This is a genomic window from Lysinibacillus sp. AR18-8 (genome assembly GCF_001705465.1).
Lineage (GTDB): Bacteria > Bacillota > Bacilli > Bacillales_A > Planococcaceae > Lysinibacillus > Lysinibacillus capsici.
This window is the reverse complement of the sequence record NZ_MDGU01000004.1, coordinates 287146-307311: the sequence shown is the minus strand read 5'-3', so window position 1 is coordinate 307311 and position 20166 is coordinate 287146. Positions and strand designations below refer to the sequence as shown.

Annotated in this window: 21 protein-coding genes and 1 other RNA gene; 18 read left to right on the top strand and 4 right to left on the bottom strand. The window is 36.8% G+C overall.

Annotated elements, in window-relative coordinates:
* Positions 1–76: 76 nt before the first annotated feature.
* From ssrS to BFM98_RS02925, 13 genes are all read left to right on the top strand, one after another.
* Positions 77–276: non-coding RNA, 6S RNA (gene ssrS / locus BFM98_RS02985), on the top strand.
* Positions 277–826: 550 nt separating this feature from the next.
* Positions 827–1549 (top strand): GntR family transcriptional regulator, encoded by a 723-nt coding sequence (locus tag BFM98_RS02980; protein ID WP_004226770.1) that lies wholly within the window; start codon positions 827–829, stop codon positions 1547–1549.
* A gap of 4 nt (positions 1550–1553) precedes the next feature.
* Positions 1554–2273: a sugar isomerase domain-containing protein gene (locus BFM98_RS02975; protein ID WP_016991627.1), complete on the top strand. Its 720-nt coding sequence runs from the start codon at positions 1554–1556 to the stop codon at positions 2271–2273.
* Between the two features lie 18 nt (positions 2274–2291).
* On the top strand, positions 2292–2570 hold the full coding sequence (locus tag BFM98_RS02970) for an HPr family phosphocarrier protein (protein ID WP_066036490.1): 279 nt from the start codon (positions 2292–2294) through the stop codon (positions 2568–2570).
* A gap of 87 nt (positions 2571–2657) precedes the next feature.
* Complete coding sequence (locus tag BFM98_RS02965; RefSeq protein ID WP_066036489.1) at positions 2658–3833, top strand: GNAT family N-acetyltransferase; 1176 nt, start codon at positions 2658–2660, stop codon at positions 3831–3833.
* Between the two features lie 225 nt (positions 3834–4058).
* Positions 4059–4370 carry a PTS sugar transporter subunit IIB gene (locus tag BFM98_RS02960; protein ID WP_004226780.1) on the top strand — a complete coding sequence of 104 codons (312 nt, stop codon included), beginning with the start codon at positions 4059–4061 and terminating at the stop codon, positions 4368–4370.
* An 18-nt stretch (positions 4371–4388) separates the two neighbouring features.
* Positions 4389–4709, top strand: a complete 321-nt coding sequence (locus BFM98_RS02955) for a PTS lactose/cellobiose transporter subunit IIA (protein WP_004226783.1) — start codon at positions 4389–4391, stop codon at positions 4707–4709.
* 47 nt (positions 4710–4756) lie between these two features.
* Complete coding sequence (locus BFM98_RS02950) at positions 4757–6082, top strand: PTS sugar transporter subunit IIC (RefSeq protein WP_048392124.1); 1326 nt, start codon at positions 4757–4759, stop codon at positions 6080–6082.
* Positions 6083–6106: 24 nt separating this feature from the next.
* A complete protein-coding gene (locus BFM98_RS02945) occupies positions 6107–7189 on the top strand; it encodes a DUF871 domain-containing protein (RefSeq protein WP_066036488.1) in 1083 nt (360 codons plus the stop codon).
* Between the two features lie 300 nt (positions 7190–7489).
* Positions 7490–8251, top strand: coding sequence for a tRNA threonylcarbamoyladenosine dehydratase (locus BFM98_RS02940; RefSeq protein ID WP_066036487.1), 762 nt, complete (start codon positions 7490–7492; stop codon positions 8249–8251).
* A 141-nt stretch (positions 8252–8392) separates the two neighbouring features.
* Positions 8393–8779 (top strand): hypothetical protein, encoded by a 387-nt coding sequence (locus BFM98_RS02935; RefSeq protein ID WP_066036486.1) that lies wholly within the window; start codon positions 8393–8395, stop codon positions 8777–8779.
* A gap of 209 nt (positions 8780–8988) precedes the next feature.
* Positions 8989–9507, top strand: coding sequence for a hypothetical protein (locus BFM98_RS02930; RefSeq protein WP_048392128.1), 519 nt, complete (start codon positions 8989–8991; stop codon positions 9505–9507).
* Between the two features lie 293 nt (positions 9508–9800).
* Positions 9801–10517, top strand: coding sequence for a hypothetical protein (locus BFM98_RS02925; RefSeq protein WP_048392129.1), 717 nt, complete (start codon positions 9801–9803; stop codon positions 10515–10517).
* 81 nt (positions 10518–10598) lie between these two features.
* On the opposite strand, the gene BFM98_RS02920 is transcribed toward BFM98_RS02925, so the two are convergent.
* Positions 10599–11885 (bottom strand): replication-associated recombination protein A, encoded by a 1287-nt coding sequence (locus BFM98_RS02920; protein WP_066036485.1) that lies wholly within the window; start codon positions 11883–11885, stop codon positions 10599–10601.
* Between the two features lie 203 nt (positions 11886–12088).
* On the opposite strand from BFM98_RS02920, the gene cymR reads away from it, so the two are divergent.
* The 5 genes from cymR (at position 12089) to BFM98_RS02895 (ending at position 17487) form a co-directional block, all read left to right on the top strand.
* Entirely contained in the window at positions 12089–12508 is a 420-nt protein-coding gene (gene cymR / locus BFM98_RS02915; RefSeq protein WP_004226809.1) for a cysteine metabolism transcriptional regulator CymR, read from the top strand.
* A gap of 275 nt (positions 12509–12783) precedes the next feature.
* Entirely contained in the window at positions 12784–13932 is a 1149-nt protein-coding gene (locus tag BFM98_RS02910) for a cysteine desulfurase family protein (RefSeq protein WP_048392131.1), read from the top strand.
* Between the two features lie 78 nt (positions 13933–14010).
* Complete coding sequence (mnmA, locus tag BFM98_RS02905; protein ID WP_066036484.1) at positions 14011–15135, top strand: tRNA 2-thiouridine(34) synthase MnmA; 1125 nt, start codon at positions 14011–14013, stop codon at positions 15133–15135.
* A gap of 74 nt (positions 15136–15209) precedes the next feature.
* A complete protein-coding gene (locus tag BFM98_RS02900; RefSeq protein ID WP_048392133.1) occupies positions 15210–15869 on the top strand; it encodes a tetratricopeptide repeat protein in 660 nt (219 codons plus the stop codon).
* A 172-nt stretch (positions 15870–16041) separates the two neighbouring features.
* Positions 16042–17487, top strand: a complete 1446-nt coding sequence (locus tag BFM98_RS02895; RefSeq protein WP_066036483.1) for an MDR family MFS transporter — start codon at positions 16042–16044, stop codon at positions 17485–17487.
* Between the two features lie 89 nt (positions 17488–17576).
* Here BFM98_RS02895 and BFM98_RS02890 read toward each other — a convergent pair whose 3' ends face one another.
* From BFM98_RS02890 to hisA, 3 genes are all read right to left on the bottom strand, one after another.
* On the bottom strand, positions 17577–18326 hold the full coding sequence (locus tag BFM98_RS02890) for a GTP pyrophosphokinase (protein WP_048392669.1): 750 nt from the start codon (positions 18324–18326) through the stop codon (positions 17577–17579).
* 779 nt (positions 18327–19105) lie between these two features.
* Positions 19106–19393 (bottom strand): hypothetical protein, encoded by a 288-nt coding sequence (locus BFM98_RS02885; protein ID WP_048392136.1) that lies wholly within the window; start codon positions 19391–19393, stop codon positions 19106–19108.
* A complete protein-coding gene (gene hisA, locus BFM98_RS02880) occupies positions 19390–20157 on the bottom strand; it encodes a phosphoribosylformimino-5-aminoimidazole carboxamide ribotide isomerase (protein WP_054550059.1) in 768 nt (255 codons plus the stop codon). Before hisA ends, BFM98_RS02885 begins: the two co-directional genes overlap by 4 nt.
* Positions 20158–20166 lie beyond the last annotated feature (9 nt).

Sequence of the window (20166 nt, the reverse complement as noted above, 5' to 3'; positions counted from 1 at the left end):
TTTTCGTAAGAAATTATAGATTATTAGAGAAAATCGTTTGAATTATCAGAAAAGTGGTGTTATGATAACTGTAATACGAATCCTGATGTGTTTGTCTAACTGCTAACTCTACTTCACAGTTTTGACCGAACATTATAGAATCGGGAGCCTTCATTTTGTAGTCGCAAACATGCCCCTAACAAAGCGGGACGTTTAAAGTTGCAAAGCGGGCACCCACCTGCAAATTGCGGGTTCAAAACGAATGTTTCTTGGCATTACGGCACAATTGGGATTCGTCCTATACATAGGATTGAGAGGAGCTTATTAATAGCTCCTTTTTTTACATAAAATTAAACAAGAACTAGTAGAGTGTTTTAAGTGAATGTTTAGAAAATATGAAAAATTACTTTTTATTTCTGATGAAGCAGCATATAATTGGTATAGACAACTATACCTTTTGAGAAGCTATATCCGCTAAAGGAAAAGATACATAATATCTCTAGGCAGATATTACGAGGAAAAACACTTTATTTAAATGATTTTGAAAGCGTTTTAATTGTGATTGATACAAAACACATGAGGGAAAAGCCTATTGAAAGAAGGCAAATTGGATCAAAATTACGAGACGATGATTAGTCAGTTGAGAATATAATGGTACAATGATTGAGCTCAGATGCTACAATGATAGTGAGAAAGTTACCACATCAAGCGACGAGTAAATATGTCCTTTTCACACTGTTATCGTGGATATCATTTAGCTTTGTTTAATCATGCGAAATACAAAAACCGATCTAACGAGGTAAAGTTGTATGGAGAAATCATAAAGGCGATAAGGAAGGTGCAAGAATTGTTAGAGAAAAATTCTCATATACCTATTTATATACAAATAGAAGAGATTATTAAACAACGAATTTATTTAGAAGAATACAGAATTGGTGAGACTATCCCATCAGAACGAGAGCTTTCTGCACAATTTGATGTAAGTAGAATGACTGTTCGTCAATCCATTACCAATCTAGTAAATAGTGGTCTATTATATCGAGAAAAAGGGAGAGGAACGTATGTTGCAAATCCAAAATTAGAGCAACCGTTAAAAGGCTTAACGAGTTTCACGGAAGATATGCGGGCAAGAGGAATGGAACCAAGCAGTAAGGTATTACGATTTGAGAAAATCATACCACCAGTGGATATTGCAAGAGATTTGATGATAGAGTCTGGCGAAGAAGTATTTTTTGTAGTGCGCATAAGAAATGCAGATGCGCAACCAATGGCAATCGAAAGAACATATATCCCAGTTAAAATTTATCCGGAGTTGGATGAGAAGCAAATAATGGGCTCGCTTTATGCCTTAATCGAAGCAAAGTTCCATCAAAAAATTGGGAATGCGGTACAACAGATGGAGGCAGCCATCGTATCGAAAGAGGATAGTAAGTTTCTACAAATTAATCAAACAGCACCAGTTTTAATTATCAAACGTACAAGTTATTTATCAGATGGTAAGCCCTTTGAGCTTGTACGCAGTACGTATCGAGCTGATCGTTATAAATTCATAAGTGAAATTAAAAGGTGATTTTATGCATGCATATTTTTCTGAAATCGAAAAGCTTATCCAGGTTGTGAAGGAAAAGGAGGCATCACATATAAGTGATGTGGCTCAAATCATTGTCCAACGTCTCCAAAAAGGTGGGATAATTCAATTATTTGGTTGTGGTCATTCACAGCTATTGGCACAGGAGGCATTTTATCGAGCAGGTGGTTTAGTACCCGTCCGTCCTATATTTATTGAACCATTAGCTTTACATGCTGGAGCATTAGCTTCTTCAATCAATGAGAAAGATTCAACTATTATTGAACAGCATAAGGAACAGTTTGACTTTCGTGAAAATGATGTTTGCATCGTCATTTCAACCTCAGGGAGAAATGCAGCACCTATTGACGCCGCTTTATTAGCAAAGGATTCAGGGATATTTGTGCTATCCCTCCAATCGCTCCACTATATGGAACAGACTACACGTCATCACAGTGGGCTGCGGCTAGAAGATGTGGTAGATTTTGTAATTAATACCCATATACCGATTGGTGATGGTGTACTAACTATACATGACATACAGTATGCGCCAGCATCTACTGTTATTGGTTCATTACTATTAAATGCTTTGTTCAGTGAAATCATAGAAACACTAGCAAAGTCCTCAATAGAGTTACCGATTTTTGTCAGCAATAATGTTGATTCGGATTGGTCACATAATGAGAAAATGATTGCCAAATATCAACATCGGATTAATTTCACGTGAAAGAGTGGAGGTATGTAAATGAAGAAAATGTATAAAATTACATCTACTGAAGGTATCCATGCCAGACCGGCTGCATTACTCGTAACTGCAGTGACACCATTTCAAAGTGATATTAAATTAACATACGAAGAAACATCCGTTAATTTAAAGTCTATTATGGGCGTGATGTCATTAGGTGTTAAACCAGGAAGTGTAGTGGAAATTTCAGCGGATGGACCAGATGTAGCAACATTATTTCAAACTATTACTGAAGTCATGTTGTCTAAAGCAATAGGAGAAGAATGGCAAGAGGGATAAAAGATTCTTGCAGTGGTTATGATTATGCCACTGTAAAAGAATCTTATGACTAATTATCTGAATATTAGGAATTTTAGGGGTGGTTAAATGGACATTCACATCGTCTCGCCTAATGATTATGGGCAGATTCATCGATTGAGAGACTATTGCTTTCCAAATAAGTACTCAGGGGCTCGTCGAGAGGATTTTCATTATTGGATTGAGCAAAGCACGACCTTAGGTGCTTATGATGACAAAAAAATTGTTGGGCAGCTATTAATATTACCGCTAAATATTACAGTGCATGGAGTTTCATTTAAAATGGGAGGCATCGGCTTTGTTGCAACGTATCCTGAGTATCGACAACAGGGTATTATCAAAAGGCTTATGACAGAAGCGCTGCAAAAAATGAGAGACAATGGACAAACGATTTCAGTTTTAGCGCCATTTTCTGTGTCCTTCTATCGTTATTTTGGTTGGGAATTATTTTTTGAGAAGCTCCATTATACAATCCCTCAAACTATGTTTCCCTCTTTAGGGAAACAAGTAAACGTCATGAAAAGGATGAGCTTTGAGTGGTTAGATCCTGCGCTCTTTCAGATGATTAAGGATTTTCATAATGCACAGGCAATCATTCGAAATGGTGGCATGGTAAGGGATGAAGGATGGTGGAAAAGACTTGAAAGAAGGAGTCCAGATAGTCACTTTGCTGCCTATTTTCAAGGCAGTAACATAGAAGGCTATATTCGTTATACGATTCGAGATGGGGCATTTACTATCCAAGACTTTGTTGTAGCAAATCTCTTAGCTGAACAAGCTATGTGGCGTTATATGACATCTCATGCAGCAAGTGTCAGTAGCATAACGGGAGTTACTAGTAATCATTATCCTTTTGGCTTTTATTTCAAGGAGCCACAATTCAAAAGGGAAGTCATACAGGATGTGATGATTAGAGTAGTAGATGTTTATGCATTTATGCAGCAGTATCCGTGGAAGGATATTCAAGAAACATTAACGATTCGTATTGAAGATCCATTTTGTCTCTGGAATGAGCATATTTATCAAATAAATAAAAATGGTCAGGTCGCAATAATTGAGACAAGTTCAGTTTCTGATAAGCATATGTTAACACTACCAATTAATCTTTTTTCTGCTATGATGGCAGGTTATCTTTCTGTCAAAGAAACAGTTGTCTATGCTAATCAACCTACGGTAGAAAAAGTGATCGAACAGTGGGAATGGGCAATCCCTACTGAAAAGCCAGCATTTTATGAGTATTTCTAGGTATTGAATAATAAGAAAATTTAAAAATTTTTGGCTTTTTTTCTGGACTATACCAGTTGATTATAATCATTAATTTCACGACAAAATTGATATAGCCCAATTTTGTAAATAACTTGATATAAATAAATTTAATGTAAAATTTATATTGTGGTATATACCAATAGGTGCTATTCTCAAAATAAGTAAGCGATTACACAATCGAAGAAAATAAAAGGAGTGTATCGAATGAAAAACATCATGTTAGTGTGTGTAGCAGGTATGAGTACTAGTTTATTAGTGTCGAAGATGCAAAAAGCAGCGCAAGAGCAAAATATTGACGCCGATATTTACGCCATTGCTGAAGGAGAGGTGGAAAAGATTTTAGCGACAAAGAAGGCTGATGTTCTTTTATTAGGCCCACAGGTTCGTTATTTGAAAGGTTCATTTGAAACAAAATATAAGGATAAAGGCTTTCCAATCGATGTGATCAATATGGCGGATTACGGCATGATGAACGGTGAAAATGTCCTGAAACAGGCTCTACAACTAATTGGATAAAAGAAGGGGCAATGGGGAATGGAAGATACAGCATTAATGGCATCCATTATGGGACTGATTGTGCATAGTGGAAATACGAAAAGTGAGTGTATGGAAGCTATTCAGCTAGCAAAAAAGGGGCAAATTGAGGCAGCAAAAGAAAAAATCAAATTAGCGAATGAGTCATTAATTGAAGCGCATCATGCTCAAACGGGGTTACTGTCTCAAGAAGCAAGGGGAGAAAAGGTAGAGGTTTCGATGTTATTAATTCATGCCCAGGATCATTTAATGAATGCTATTACTTTTCGAGATTTAGCACAGGAAATGATTGAGCTATATGAACGAATCCAAGGGGAGTAACATCAAATTTTGATGTTATCAATAAAAAGCAAAGGGAGTGTATGTGAGTGTTCCGTTTTTTAGAAGAAAAGTTTGTACCGGTTGCTGCTAGGGTTGGGAATCAGCGTCATTTAGTTGCCATTCGTGACGGATTTATTACGATTATGCCTTTAACGATTGTGGGATCTTTGGCTGTACTTATTAACAATTTGCCTATTAAATTTTATCAAAATACACTCGATGCCATTTGGAAACATGAGACATGGACTCAATTCGGCGGTAATATTTGGAGTGCTACATTTAATATCATTTCACTGCTACTTGCCTTTACTGTTGCTTATCATCTTGCTAAAAGTTATCAAAAAGATGGTCTGTCTGCTGGAGTAATTAGTTTATCAAGCTACATGACGTTTGGGACTTTCGGGGAAGGCGGATTAACCGGCTTAACAACAGGCACGGGTGGTATATTTATTGCTCTGATTGTAGCACTACTTTCTACAGAATTGTTTTGTAGATTGTCTGGTAATCCTAAACTACTAATTAAAATGCCAACTGGTGTACCACCAGCTGTTTCCAAATCATTTGCTGCGTTACTTCCTGCCATTATTACGATTGGAATATTTGCTTTAGTACGTACAATTATTTCAGCAGGTTTTGATATACCAGATATTGTCGGGTCCTTCTACTCTGCGATTCAAGAGCCATTTATGGGTCTAACAAATACATGGCTTGCTGCTTTAATTTTGGCATTTATACCTACATTTTTATGGACACTTGGCGTACATGGAGCAAATATCATCGAACCATTCATGCAAACGATTAATTTACCAGCTATTAATGAAAATGTTGCAGCAATCTCTGCTGGTAAAGTTGCGCCTTACATTGTCAATAAACCATTCTTTGATGCTTTTATTAATATGGGAGGCTCTGGTACAACAATAGCACTTATTATTGCGATTTTCATATTTGCGAGAAAGAATAAGCAATATAATACAGTTGGGAAATTATCCGCAGCACCTGGGATTTTCAATATCAATGAGCCATTACTTTTTGGGTTACCAATTGTATTAAATCCGGTTTTATTTGTTCCGTTCATTTTGACACCAATGATAAACGTAACAATTGCATTCTTTGCAACGAAATGGGGCTGGGTGCCAGCCGCTACCGTTTCACCGCCTTGGACAACACCGCCGATTATTAATGGCTTTTTAGCAACTCAATCTTGGCGTGGTGCTGTTTTGAGTATGGTCTTAATTATCATTGCTGTTTGTATTTATCTGCCATTTATCTCGATGGCGAACCGTATGGCAAGGCAGAATGAGCAAAAAGCTGCTTTAGCGGCACAGAGTGAGGAATCTGTAGTGGAATCCAGAGGACAAAAAGTGGAAGTATAAGCATCAATTAACGGAGGGTTTGAAGTGAAAAGATTAGGAATCTCGCTATATCCGCAGCATAGTACGCTAGAGGAGATGAAGCGCTATGTTCAGGTGGCTCATGATAATGGCTTTGATCGTATATTCACATGCCTAATGTCCTTAAAACAGGATGAGGAGCGTCAAAAATTACAACAAATCAACGAATTTGCGCAACGCCTCGGCTTTGACATATCCGCTGATATTGCACCAGGTGTTTTTGATGATTTAGGCTTAACTTATAGGGATATTGGCTATTTAAAAGAACATTATTATTTGGCAGCCTTACGTTTAGATATGGGATTTTCAGGTCAAGAAGAAGCGTTGATGTCACTTGATGGAAGTCATCTAAAAATAGAATTAAACATTAGTAATGGTACGAAGTATGTAGATAATATTATCTCTTATCAGCCCAATAAAGAGAACATTATCGGCTGTCATAATTTTTATCCAAAACGATTTACGGGGCTATCTCGTCAGCATTTTTTACAAACGTCACAACACTTTAAAGCGCACAATGTGAGAACAGCAGCAATGATCTCCTCACAACATGGTCAATATGGACCTTGGGAGCAAACAGAGCACGGGTTACCTACATTAGAGGAACACCGTTATCTCCCAATCACTGTACAGGCGAAAGATTTATGGCATACAGGGTTAATTGACGATTGTATTATTGGCAATATGTTTGCTTCTGAGGAAGAACTACGTGCATTAGGACAATTAAATCGTAATAAGCTTGAGTTAAGGGTTGTCCAGTCTGAAGACACAAGCATTTTAGAGGAGACGATTCTTTATAAAGAGCCTCATTTTAATCGGGGTGATGTGTCTGAATACGTGATTCGGAGCACCCAATCCCGTGTGAAATATAAAAATGGAGATTTTCCTGTGCATGATATACGGCCATTAAAAAGAGGAGATGTCACGATTGATAATAATTTAGATGTTCGTTATAAGGGAGAGCTACAGATTGTGCTAAAGGACATTCCGAATACAGGATCGAGTAATGTCGTAGCTAGAATTGTAGAGGAAGAACTATTTTTATTAACATACATTCAACCATGGGCATCATTTGGATTTACAAAGTAAAGAAGAGTGAGAAAGAGATTGAGTCATCAATCTCTTTTTCTTTATGTGGTTGAGCATAATGTTATATAAGATTTACCTGATTAATCAACTAATTTTATTGTACTATTTTACCATATATAGCAGAATTGGATGAAATGTTTTTATGGATTATTATTTCAAAGGATTTAAGTAGATAATTTTGACTTTTTCTTTATATTTTTATCTTGAACAATAACATGATAAAATGTAAGATAGGTTTTGATTTTATCTTAGTATATAACTAGGTTTACTAATAAAATTTCATAGATGGAGAGTGTCAGGATGTTACATCAATTTTCACGTAACGAGCTCGCAATAGGAACAGAGGGTCTCGAGAAATTAAAAAATACAACGGTTGCCATTCTTGGTGTGGGTGGTGTCGGTTCATTCGCGGCTGAGGCATGTGCACGAAGCGGAATCGGCCGTATTATTCTAGTCGATAAGGACAATGTAGATATCACAAATGTCAACAGACAACTTGTTGCATACTTATCAACAGTTGGTCAATCAAAATCAGCTATCATGAAAGAGCGTATTGCAGATATTAACCCAGCATGTGAAGTGATTGACATGCACATGTTTTATACGGAAGAAACCTATGAAGAATTTTTTGCACAAGGCATTGATTATGTAATTGATGCAAGTGATACAGTGATGTATAAAATTCATATAATGAAGGAATGTTTAAAGCGTAATATTCCTATTATTTCAAGCATGGGTGCAGCAAATAAGATGGACCCTACTCGCTTCCAAATTGCAGATATTTCAAAAACACATACAGACCCATTGGCTAAAATCATTCGTACTAAGCTACGTAAAGAAGGTATTCATAAGGGTGTTACGGTTGTATTTTCAGATGAAAGTCCAATTGTCGTACGTCCAGATGTTGTCGAACATGTAGGTAAGCCTGATGCAGCAATTCGAAAAGCAAAGATGCCACCTTCATCTAACGCTTTTGTACCGTCAGTAGCAGGTTTAATTGCAGCAAGCTGGGTAGTCAATACCATCCTAAAAGATGTGAAAATTACGCGCGTACAAGGTTAATACCAAATACGGTGCTTTGGTAATAGTCAAAAAACAGCATAAATGTTCATTTTCGTAGAAGTAGCTGCCTTAATTGTATTTAGAGGTAGCTACTTTTTCTATGTTACAATTAGACCGTTGTAAAAAAGGAGGCCTATACAAATGGAAAAAATTTATCAAATGGAGTATAGAGGTTTAAATCTTTTCGACGAGATTAGCACAGTAGAGTTAGCTATAGATGAAGAAAACCAAACTATACATATTTTTGATGTTGGACAGGTTGTCAGCCCCATTTTTAATTTTGATGTATCAGCCTACGAATTGTCAGATGGTTTTTATAAAATGGCTGATGTTCTGCGACACAAAAAAATCTTAACGAATCAACAAGCAGGTAGTGATTTAACATTAAGTGAATGGTTAATTATGAACAATGCTTATTTTTATATACCTCAAAAGCGCATTAAAAAATATGTGCATGGAAGTATTATTGAAATTATCGATCGAGCAAACGAACCATGCTTATTTGATGATTATGTACAAAGGATATAATTTTACCAAAATAGTTCCTCTTATGTACATAAAATGCTATTAATTCACGAAATTGTCTTATTTTTTTCATGTCCACACTACTTCATATGGTTTATTGCTATAATTTGAATCATCCATTAGATAATCGATCAGTTTGTTTGGGATGCTTGGTGCTACTCAGTGAATAGACAGAAAGCTAAACAGCAAATGACATATGGGAGAGTGGGAAAATGGAAATTCAAGTAATTCGTGATCATTTAGATATTGTTAAACTTCAAGAGAAAATGAATGCCATTGTATTTGACTATTTGGATACATCCAACAACTATCCGAAAGCCATGAGAGAATTGAATCCTTTATATATACAAGTCACTACCTATTATAAGGAATATGTTAATCAGCGGGCAGGGGAATTACCGAAAGCAAATACGTATTGGCATTTATTTATCGATTGTTGTGCAAAATTATGCTACTTTTTAGCTGCATCGACTTATTATTCTTCGAATGCTTTGCAAAAAACGCCTGAAAAAGTAGAGCATTTATTAAAAATAGCAGCCTATTCCTTACCGAGTATTGAGCAGGAAGAGAATGAGCAATTATTAGAAGATATCATGGCTCTTTTAACTGAAGTGCTAGAGGATGAAGAAAAAGCAACAAACATACGCAACGAAGTACTGTCACAAAAAGGTGAAGTGAAGCAATGTCTTCAACAATTTAAATTATTTGTGGAACAAGAACTTCCTGCATAAACCTTAGACAATAATAGACTATCTATTTTCTGAAAATAGCCTATACGTCAAGAATCTACGTAACTTATTGGGATTTAAATCAGTTTTTTCTACAATGTTCGATGTGGAAAGAGAGTGATTTACTTGCCTCTTTTAGTAGCGTGGGTTCTTTTTTATTATGACGAAAGTAAAAAGGCATATTTTCTTGAAAGGTATTTATGTTTTTTTGTCGAATTATAGTTAGAAAATTGGTAATATATGTGCTCACGCTGTAAGAACTTAGCTGAAAGAACTTATTGGAAGGGGGCTAAGCAATGATTGTAAATGGAATAGAAATAGATTTGGCGAATTTGGAAAAGCCGCTTTTATTAGTTAGTGAGGAAGATGAACTTTTATTTCTACAGCTTATCCAACCGACAATTGAACAGGAGCTTATTCAATGTCAATTAGCGCTCTCAACAAGGAAATCTATTTCATTGGTCAAAGATATTTGGTTGGCTATGTATAGAGATCGAGAAAAGCTGTACATCAATAGCGGTCATGCCATGCTTTATCCAATACGTTTAATTCTTTTTGAACTAGTCACACAAGCAGAATATTTCCAACGCTTAGCAAAAAAATCACGTGGCGATGAATGTCTTTCCCTTATCTATGCAGTTATTCTTTTGCAATTTGTCTTGCAATGGTTAAAAGATCGATTTAGTGGAAATAAAGAGGTATATGGTGCATTAAAACGGTTATACAGAGTGTCGGATGATGAATTAAGTAATGAGCCCTCCTGTGAAACAAGAGAACAAAAAATTGCACAAGCAATTGCTGTAAAAGCAATTCGCTTTGAGGTGAGAGAAAACAATCAAGAGTTCGCCAGCTTGCTGTATCAGTCGTATAATTTGATTGTTTTTTTGCATAGTAAGGAAAAAGAAGGAGATGTGGAAGAGTCCATTTTGCCATCACTTCGACATTTGGCAGAACCATTAAATTTGTTTTACCAAGAACGATATACAACAAATAACCCGAGCTTTACAGGATGATTGCTAGAGTAGCCTATCCTGTTGTTATATAAAAAGCAAAGTCATTTCAATTACTTAAGATAGTGACTTTGCTTTGTTTTATTATTTCTTATCTTTAAATGATTTTAGTTTGTCGTAGATGCCAGCCATGCGCTTTTCCTCACCAGCAATAACAGGTTTGTAGAATTCAGTTCCTACAAGTTCGTCTGGCAAATATTGCTGGTCTACCCAACCACCAAAAGTACCGATCGGTGTGTTATGAGGATATTGATAGCCAACGTGTCCTAAATCTTTTGCACCCTCGTAATGAGCATCTCGCAAATGATGAGGTATATCACCTGTTTTGCCTTCATGAATAGCCTTAATGGCAGCATCAATAGCCGTAACGGCTGAGTTGGATTTTGAGGCAAGGCACATTTCAATGACAGCACTGGCAAGTGGGATACGTGCCTCTGGTAATCCTAGTCGTTCAGCTGCTTGAATAGCAGCTAATATATGAGGTCCGACTTCGGGATTAGCTAGACCAATATCCTCATAGGCCATAACAAGTAGGCGTCTGCTGACAGCCACTAAATCGCCTGTTTCCAATAAATGCGCTAGATAATACAGAGCAGCATTGGTATCACTGCCACGCACAGACTTTTGCAGGGCTGATAGTAAATTATAAAAATGTGATCCTTTTTTATCGCCATACACACCAATTCGACTAATGAGATGTTCAATGACATGGTCGGCAGCAACCGTTTGTCCATCCACCTCATCACTGGCATAGTAAATGGATTCTAGCAAAGTTAACGCCTTTCGTGCATCTCCGTTTGCTGCGGCTGCAATTTGTTCAATTTGTGATGGTGTTAAGGCAAAATGATATTTACCTAGTCCGCGTCTTTCATCAGCAAGTGCTTTTTCAACTAGTTCGATTAAATTTTCCTTCGTTAAGCGTTTTAGCTGGTAAATTTCGCCACAGCGTGAACGAATCGCTGGATTAACATCATGATAGGGATTTTCTGTCGTGGCACCAATTAATACAATTGATCCATTTTCTACATGTGGTAACAGTGTATCTTGCTGTAATTTATTGAAACGGTGAATTTCATCTAGGAAAAGTATTACTTTCCCTGAAATTCTTGCTTCTTGTACAATATCTTCCACATCTTTTTTGCCAGCTCGTGTGGCATTAAGTGCGAAGAAAGGGAGCTTGGAACTTCCTGCAATGGCATTGGCAATGGATGTTTTACCGATACCAGGTTCTCCATATAGCAACATGGAAGGGACATGTTCATTTTGAATCATTTTATAAAGGGCTGTGTTGGGACCAATGAAATCCTGATGACCAACAATCTCATCAAGGGTTAAAGGTCGCATTCGAAAAGCGAGTGGTTCATTGTGCAAAATAACTTCCCCTTTCTGTCGTTGTCATTTTTTGCTTCATACATTTTTTTACGCTAAAATAAAGCACTCATATGGATTTTGAACGATTATGAATCGCTTTAATTAGTATATCATATCCTTCTAGGTGTATTTCCGAGTTCATCAAGAGGAGATTATGATATACTGTTGGTAGTATTTTGACTAGACTAATTGAGGGTGATAAAATGAAAATTTCAACAAAGGGCCGTTATGGGCTTACAATTATGATTGAATTAGCAAAGCATTATGGGGAAGGGCCAATTCCCTTGCGTAAAATTGCGGCGGAAAAGGAGCTTTCAGAGGCATATTTAGAGCAATTAGTATCTCCGCTTCGTAATTCAGGCTTAGTAAAAAGTGTACGTGGTGCTTATGGTGGTTATATGCTAGCAAATCCACCTAGCGAAATTTCAGCAGCCCATGTTATTAGTGTGCTAGAAGGGCCGATTCAACCAGTAGAGGGTATTGAAAATGAAGAAGCCCCGCAACGTGAGTTATGGCTACGTATTCGTGATGCAGTAAAAAACGTGTTAGATACAACGACAATTGAAGATTTAGCACAATATACAGAAGAAAATGTAGTGGAAGGCTACATGTTCTATATTTAAAATAGTTTAAGCTAAAGCGCTACTCCTGCATTCACTTCATCTTTTTGGGAGATTGTGAACTATTCACATCTCAATGGCTATTTTTACGATGAGTGATGTGGGTTTTGTGCTTTTATCTCGATTCAGCAAATGTTTTGTACTAAAATGAACCACTAAGTACGGAAGACTCCCCACTTATAGAGGAGCGAAGAACACTTGTATTTTTTTGCAAGCATTAACTGAATCAAGCGAAAGCCTCTGGCGGATGTCACAGAGTTTAAAAAGGAGTTTTCAACATGAATTCATATATCTATCTCGATCATGCGGCCACATCTCCAATGAATGGCCAAGTAATAGAAGCGATGACGACTGCTATGCAAGAGGTATTTGGCAATGCATCGAGTATTCATAAAGCAGGTCGAGAAGCAAGGAAATATCTAGATGATGCACGTGAGCTATTGGCGAAATCAATTGGTGCGCAAGCAGGGGAAATTATTTTCACAAGTGGTGGCACAGAAGCTGACAATATGGCAATTTTAGGAACTGTCTATGCCCGTGCAAATGAAGGAAAACACATCATAACAACGCAAGTAGAGCATCATGCAGTATTACATACGTGTGAAAAACTTGAACGTGATGGCTTTGAGGTGACCTATTTACCTGTTGATCAAAAAGGGCGTGTCGCGATTGAGGATGTCCAAAAAGCCCTTCGTGATGATACCATTTTAGTGACAATTATGTATGGAAATAATGAAGTTGGAACGATACAGCCAATTGCTGAGATTGGCGCGCTATTGCGTGAGCATAGTGCTATATTCCATACAGATGCGGTTCAGGCTTATGGCTTAGAGTCCATTGATGTAAATGAATTACAGGTGGATTTATTGAGTGTATCTGCTCATAAAATCAACGGTCCAAAAGGTGTTGGATTTCTTTATCAAAAAGCAGGAACACCGTTAGCAAGTTATGCTCTTGGGGGCGCACAAGAAAAAAAACGTCGTGCAGGTACTGAAAATATACCTGCCATTATTGCTTTTGCGACTGCAGTGCAAGTTGCAAATGAGTTGCGTGAAGAAAAGCGTTCACTATACAATCACTTTAAGCAAATTATGCTTGCTGTTTTTTCACAGGAAAAGCTAGCATTCCATGTAAATGGTGATGAGGTGTATTCGTTGCCTCATGTCTTAAATATTAGCTTTGCAGGCATGGAGGTAGAATCATTTTTAGTGAACCTTGATATGGCAGGTATCTATGTTTCGAGTGGTTCGGCATGTACTGCAGGATCGATTGATCCTTCTCATGTGTTAGTAGCAATGTTTGGACAAAGTGCAGAGGAGCTACGAAATTCAATCCGATTCAGCTTTGGGCAGGGTTTAACGGAAAAGGATATACAAGATGCAGCAGAAAAAACGGCTCAAATTGTGAAAAAACTAGCTAAAAAATAATTTGCAAAATACTTATGTTATGTTTCGTTAAAATATTGAAACATAAACTGTAATTAGATAAAAGAAAAGGTGACCACAATGAAAGAAACACGTGACCCCTCTCAAATTCGAGTTGTTGTCGGCATGTCAGGTGGGGTAGATTCATCGGTGGCGGCATACTTGTTAAAACAACAAGGGTATGAAGTAATCGGGATCTTTATGAAAAACTGGGATGATACAGACGAAAACGGTGTTTGTACGGCAACGGAAGATTATGACGATGTAATAAAAGTATGTAATCAAATTGGTATCCCATACTATGCTGTCAATTTCGAGAAACAATATTGGGATAAGGTTTTCACATACTTTTTAGAAGAATATAAAGCAGGGCGTACACCAAATCCTGATGTTATGTGCAATAAAGAAATTAAATTTAAAGCATTTTTAGAGCATGCCATGAACCTTGGTGCTGATTATTTAGCGACAGGTCACTATGCACGAATTGATCGTAGTGGTGATGGTGAAGTTAGAATGTTACGTGGCGTTGATGATAATAAAGATCAAACATACTTTTTAAATCAATTATCCCAAGAGCAATTGGCGCATGTAATGTTCCCAATTGGTGATATAGAGAAAAAAGAAGTACGAAAAATTGCAGAAGAAGCTGGCCTTGCTACGGCAAAGAAAAAAGATTCAACAGGCATTTGCTTTATCGGTGAACGTAATTTCAAGGAGTTCTTGAGTCAATATTTACCAGCGCAACCTGGGAAAATGGAAACAATGGATGGCGTTGTAATGGGCCAACACGATGGTTTAATGTACTATACACTTGGTCAACGACACGGGCTTGGTATTGGTGGGGACGGCGAGCCTTGGTTTGTGCTAGGAAAAGATTTAGCGCGTAATGTTCTACTTGTCGGACAAGGCTTTGACAATGAATATTCGTATTCAACATCATTAACAGCTGTGAAAATGAGCTATACTTCGACAAAAAAATTGCCTGGGAAATTTTCTTGCACAGCAAAATTCCGTTATCGTCAAACTGATACACCAGTAGAAGTTGAAATTTTACCAGATGGCCGTGCACACATTACATTTGCAGAACCTGTACGTGCAATTACACCTGGCCAAGCTGTAGTGCTATACAACGGAGAAGAATGTATGGGTGGCGGAACGATTGATGAAGTCTTTAAAAGTAATGAAAAACTAACATATGTTGGATAAATTGCGTTAAGACTGCTTTTATGGCCTCTTGGCTTCCTAAAAGCAGTCTTTCGCTACATAGAGGTGAAGAACAAATGAATTATAATGAACAGGGCATCCAAGCATTTCAAGAAAAACGTTATGAGGATGCTGCTCAACTATTTACAAAAGCAATAGAGGCAGAGCCTGAAAATGCTATTGGGTATGTAAATTTCGGCAATTTATTAGCCGTATTAGAGGATACTGAACGTGCAGAACGTTTCTTCCAAAAGGCAATCACTGTAGATGAATCAGCAGCTACAGCCTATTACGGTCTAGCGAATTTATATTACAATGCTGAACGCTATGCCGAGGCCGTGAAGCTATATGAGCAAGCGCTAAAACATCATATTGAAGGTGCCGATGTCTATTATATGATGGGGAAATGCTTTGAACGGTTGGATAACTCAAAATTGGCATTACCATATTTACAACGTGCGGTAGAAATTGCTCCAGAGGATACACAGATTCGTTTAGCCTATGCGATAGTGTTATGTGCATTAGAAATGTTTGAGGAAGGGAAGAAGGAACTAGATCTCTTAATTGAACAGGATTGGAATAATGCAGATGCACATTATAATTTAGGCGTACTATATGCCGTGTCTACCGAACAAACAGAGGATGCAATGTATCATTTGAAACAAGCCTTTACCTTACAACCTGAATATGACCAAGCACGTTATATTTACGATATGATTGCTCAACGATTTAACTGATAGATAATAAGCAGCGAGTGAATGTTGATTAACATTCTTGCTGCTTTTTTATTGATTTTATCTAGTAATACAGAAAAAATTGTTTATTTTTTCATAAATTGAATCTCTTTCTCTTTTAATTCTAGTTCAAACTTGGTAATGTATGTCATGCAGGAAAGGAAAAGGTGACAGAATGAATAAAGTTTTTATTGCACTATTACTTGTAACAGCACTTGCTGCAATTGAGGGAACTATTGTTAGTACTGCTATTCCGAGTATTACGGCTGATTTATTAGGTGTAGACTTAATAAGCTGGATTTATTCTGCTTATTTACTAGCTTCAGCCATAGCGGCGATTATTTTTGGTAAATTAGCCGATTTATTTGGTCGTAAACGGATGATTATTACTGGTATCATTATTTTTTTAGTAGGTTCTATGTTATGTGGTTTAGCTCAATCCATGGAGCAATTAATTGTTTTTCGAGCAATTCAAGGTATTGGCGCAGGTTCAATTTTACCGATTACATTAACAATGGTTGGTGAATTGTTTAAGACTGAAAAAGAGCGTGCCAAAGGACAAAGCTATTTAAGTATGGTTTGGGGCGTTTCTGGTGTAGTAGGTCCGTTATTTGGAGGCTTTATAGTTGACCAAGTATCTTGGCATTTTATTTTCTTCATTAATGTACCGTTTGGTTTAGCCTCTATTTATTTAATTGCTAAACATTATAAAGAACAACTAGAGGCAGTGAAGCGTAAAATTGACTACCTAGGTGCAGTGTTTTTTACAATTGGCATGGTTGCGTTACTGTTTGTTATTATCGAAAACAGTAAAACACAAACCTGGTTATCAGGTCAATCGCTGCTAATGTATGGTGTTGCTCTTGTATTCTTAAGTATTTTTATCTGGGTGGAGTTACGAGCAGAGGAGCCAATTATTCCGTTAACACTATTTAAAAATGGACGACTAATGGTCATTAATGCATTAACTTTAAGCGGTATGTCTATTGTCATTGGTGTAACCGTTTATATTCCTATATTTGCTCAAAGTGTTTTAGGCAAAAATGCAACGCAGGCTGGTTTATTATTAACACCAATGTCTATTTTTTGGACGGTGAACTCGATTATGGCAGGTTATTTAATCGGTCGTTTAACAAATAAACGCATTATCCAAATGGGTACGATTTTACTTGTTACGGGTACACTATTGTTGGCAAGACTTTCTTCAGATTCTAGTGATTTCAGCGTTTATTTCGCATCATCATTAATTGGACTAGGGATGGGCTTTATTATGCCGATGTTGATGATTTCCATACAAAAGGTGGCAGATCCAAAGCAACTTGGTATTTCAATTGGTTTGAACTCTTTTACAAATACATTTAGCCAAGCGATTGGTGCAGCACTATTTGGTATGATTTTCAACCTAGCAACGAGTGAAAAAATGGCTTCATTAGGAAAAGGTGAAATTCAATTAAATGGTGAATTTGCAAAAGGTGGGTTTAAATTAGAAGAAGTAAGCTTTTTAAAGGATACTATTGCGAATGGCGTCAGTTATGTATATATAGCTACCTTTATTTTTGCTATTGGTGCTCTTATTTTCTCCTTTTTTGTAGCAACGAAATCTACAAGGAAAGCGCAATAGTGAACAAAAAGTAAAATCCACCTCACATTCTGTGATCAAGCAGCGTGTGAGGTGGGTTTTTCATTTGACGACTAAACCATAGAATAAATTTACTTTTTGAATAGAGTGTCATCAATTATTTGATTGCCAGGTAGTTCCGTTAAGTATTTCGCTAAATGTGCGATGGGGGTACTGTCTAGCAATGAAGGCTCGGCTTCATTTTCTTTTAAAATATTGATTTCCTTATTCAGTCGCTCCATTTTTCGATCTAATTCAGCTGCTTGTAGTGCGGCTTCCTTTAATTCATGTCGAATATGCTCTGGTACTTCTTTGTTATACTTATAATAAATTTTGTGTTCTAAGCTTGCCCAGAAATCCATTGCAATTGTACGAATTTGGATCTCTGTATAGACCTTTTCCATATGGTCTGACATAAAGATAGGAATTTTAATAATAAGATGTAAGCTTTGGTAGCCATTTTCTTTTGGATTGGCTATATAATCCTTCACCTCAACAACTTCCATGTCATGCTGTGCTTGTAACATGGCACTTACCTTGTAAATATCCTCCACAAAGGAACAGGTGATGCGAGCACCAGCTATATCGCGGATATTTTCACGCACAGCCTCTATTGATGGAGGAAGCTCTTTTTTCATCATCTTCGTTAAAATACTTTTAGGTGATTTTACACGTGTAGATACATGCTCAATTGGATTATATTCATGAATTAACTTAAATTCTTCTTGTAATATATTAATTTTCGTTTCCACTTCCTGTAGAGCAAATTTGTAAGCTAAAAAGAAGCGTGTTAATTCAGTTTGAAAAGATTTTAAAGTGTTTACTTCTAGTTCAGTTTTCATCGTTTGTAAATCCTTTCTTTTACGGTTTGTTCGATTTTTATTTTTCGTATAGCTGTGATGGCAACGAGATAGCCGATCATTGGTGAAATTCATAGCCCTAGGCATAGGAAAATGACCAACGAACGTGACAAGTATTGTCATTAGAAAATATAGACCTAAAGCTGCTACAACACCTAAAAAAAGCAAAATACTGCCCATATCAGTCATTAAAAAATAATTTGCTCCACATATGGAACTGAGGCTAAATGATCAAGAAAAATCCATGATGCGATGACAAAAAAAGCGAATAAGAGTAGTGAAATGTACTTCCAAATGGAATTTTCTATAGCTCTCCATAAAAGAATGTTTGATGCACAAGCAAACGTAATGATTTGCCCTGCATCTGATTCATTAATAATATACCTTCTATGATGAACTTCAATCCTATCGTCAATGATAAATTTTTATTGATTGAAAGCTTCCATAAATAAACAATTAATATAGGCAAACTAATACGAGCTATATAAAAATTAAACGGACCAAAAGTTATCCACCATGTTCTCTATCCACTATGAAAGCCTACACCATAGGAGATCACGGTGATTATCTCTATAAGAAGAGCGGAAAGCATAAAAATAAGGTAGGAAAAAAATATGTAGTTTAGTCATGGAAGCCCCCTGTGGTTTATGCTATACAATATATAACTCACATGACAATGAAAAGGTTTCAGAAATAGGGGCAAGGAAGAAATGCAGACGAGGGTTTGAGGTTAAACAAAGGGAACCATTTGTCCCCTTGTTTTAACTAATAATTTCAGCATTTAAGTTATAGCGCTTATTAAACTCATCAACGAAAATTTGTAAATCAATATAGGTTCCAATATAAGGCTCTGTTTCTTGATCGCGTAAGAACCCACATGTTGCCTTTAGTGATTTTGAAAATTCCAATAACATTTGTTCGTTGTCAAGTTGTACATGAATCGCAAGAGAATGATCTTTTTTATTCACTTTAAAATACTTACCATCTATGATTCTCTCTAAATTAGTTTCTTGAAATGGAAAAACATAATCTTTATAAATGAGCTTCACAAGATCCCGCCTTTTTTACAATATTCGACTACATCTGTATAAAGTAAATCGCCACCAAAAATGGATAGCGCACTTCCAATGGTTACATGAAGTTTTCCGTGGGCTAATTGATTAAATTTTTCTAAGTCTTCGATTGAACGAACGCCACCTGCATAGGTAGTTGGAATAGATGTCCAGGCAGCTAAATCCTGTACCAAGCTTTCCTGCATACCACCCTTTTTTCCTTCAACATCGACAGCATGTATTAACAGCTCATCACAAAAGTCTTCAATATAGGCAATCGACGCAGCATTGACTTCGAAATGACTAAATGTAGTCCATTTATCTGTCATGACAAACCACTTTCCGTCACGCATCTTACAACTGAGATCAATGACAAGGTGTTCTTTACCAATTAATTGATTTAAGCGCTTTAAACGCGCTAAATCGAGCTGACCATCATGAAAAATATAGGATGTGACAATGACATGCGAAGCACCTGCGTCTATATACTTTTGAGCATTGTCAGCCGTAATGCCACCACCTATTTGCAAGCCTTGAGGATAGGCTGTTAAAGCGGATAGGGCAGCTTCTTCATTACCAGAGCCTAGCATAATAACGTGTCCACCTGTTAAACGATCTTGGGCAAACATTTGTGCATAGTGGCTAGCGTCATGTTGAGAAATAAAGTTTTCTACAACTGCTTGATTTGTATATCCCAAAGTGCTACCTACAATTTGCTTTACTTTGCCATCGTGTAAATCGATGCAAGGTCTAAATTCCAATAATTTCAC

Coding starts and splice junctions, on each gene's coding strand:
- BFM98_RS02975 (WP_016991627.1), top strand. CDS start 1,554: ATGCATGCATATTTTTCTGAAATCGAAAAGCTTATCCAGGTTGTGAAG.
- BFM98_RS02970 (WP_066036490.1), top strand. CDS start 2,292: ATGAAGAAAATGTATAAAATTACATCTACTGAAGGTATCCATGCCAGA.
- BFM98_RS02965 (WP_066036489.1), top strand. CDS start 2,658: ATGGACATTCACATCGTCTCGCCTAATGATTATGGGCAGATTCATCGA.
- BFM98_RS02960 (WP_004226780.1), top strand. CDS start 4,059: ATGAAAAACATCATGTTAGTGTGTGTAGCAGGTATGAGTACTAGTTTA.
- BFM98_RS02955 (WP_004226783.1), top strand. CDS start 4,389: ATGGAAGATACAGCATTAATGGCATCCATTATGGGACTGATTGTGCAT.
- BFM98_RS02940 (WP_066036487.1), top strand. CDS start 7,490: ATGTTACATCAATTTTCACGTAACGAGCTCGCAATAGGAACAGAGGGT.
- BFM98_RS02935 (WP_066036486.1), top strand. CDS start 8,393: ATGGAAAAAATTTATCAAATGGAGTATAGAGGTTTAAATCTTTTCGAC.
- BFM98_RS02930 (WP_048392128.1), top strand. CDS start 8,989: ATGGAAATTCAAGTAATTCGTGATCATTTAGATATTGTTAAACTTCAA.
- BFM98_RS02925 (WP_048392129.1), top strand. CDS start 9,801: ATGATTGTAAATGGAATAGAAATAGATTTGGCGAATTTGGAAAAGCCG.
- cymR (WP_004226809.1), top strand. CDS start 12,089: ATGAAAATTTCAACAAAGGGCCGTTATGGGCTTACAATTATGATTGAA.
- BFM98_RS02910 (WP_048392131.1), top strand. CDS start 12,784: ATGAATTCATATATCTATCTCGATCATGCGGCCACATCTCCAATGAAT.
- mnmA (WP_066036484.1), top strand. CDS start 14,011: ATGAAAGAAACACGTGACCCCTCTCAAATTCGAGTTGTTGTCGGCATG.
- BFM98_RS02900 (WP_048392133.1), top strand. CDS start 15,210: ATGAATTATAATGAACAGGGCATCCAAGCATTTCAAGAAAAACGTTAT.
- BFM98_RS02895 (WP_066036483.1), top strand. CDS start 16,042: ATGAATAAAGTTTTTATTGCACTATTACTTGTAACAGCACTTGCTGCA.
- BFM98_RS02890 (WP_048392669.1), bottom strand. CDS start 18,326: ATGAAAACTGAACTAGAAGTAAACACTTTAAAATCTTTTCAAACTGAA.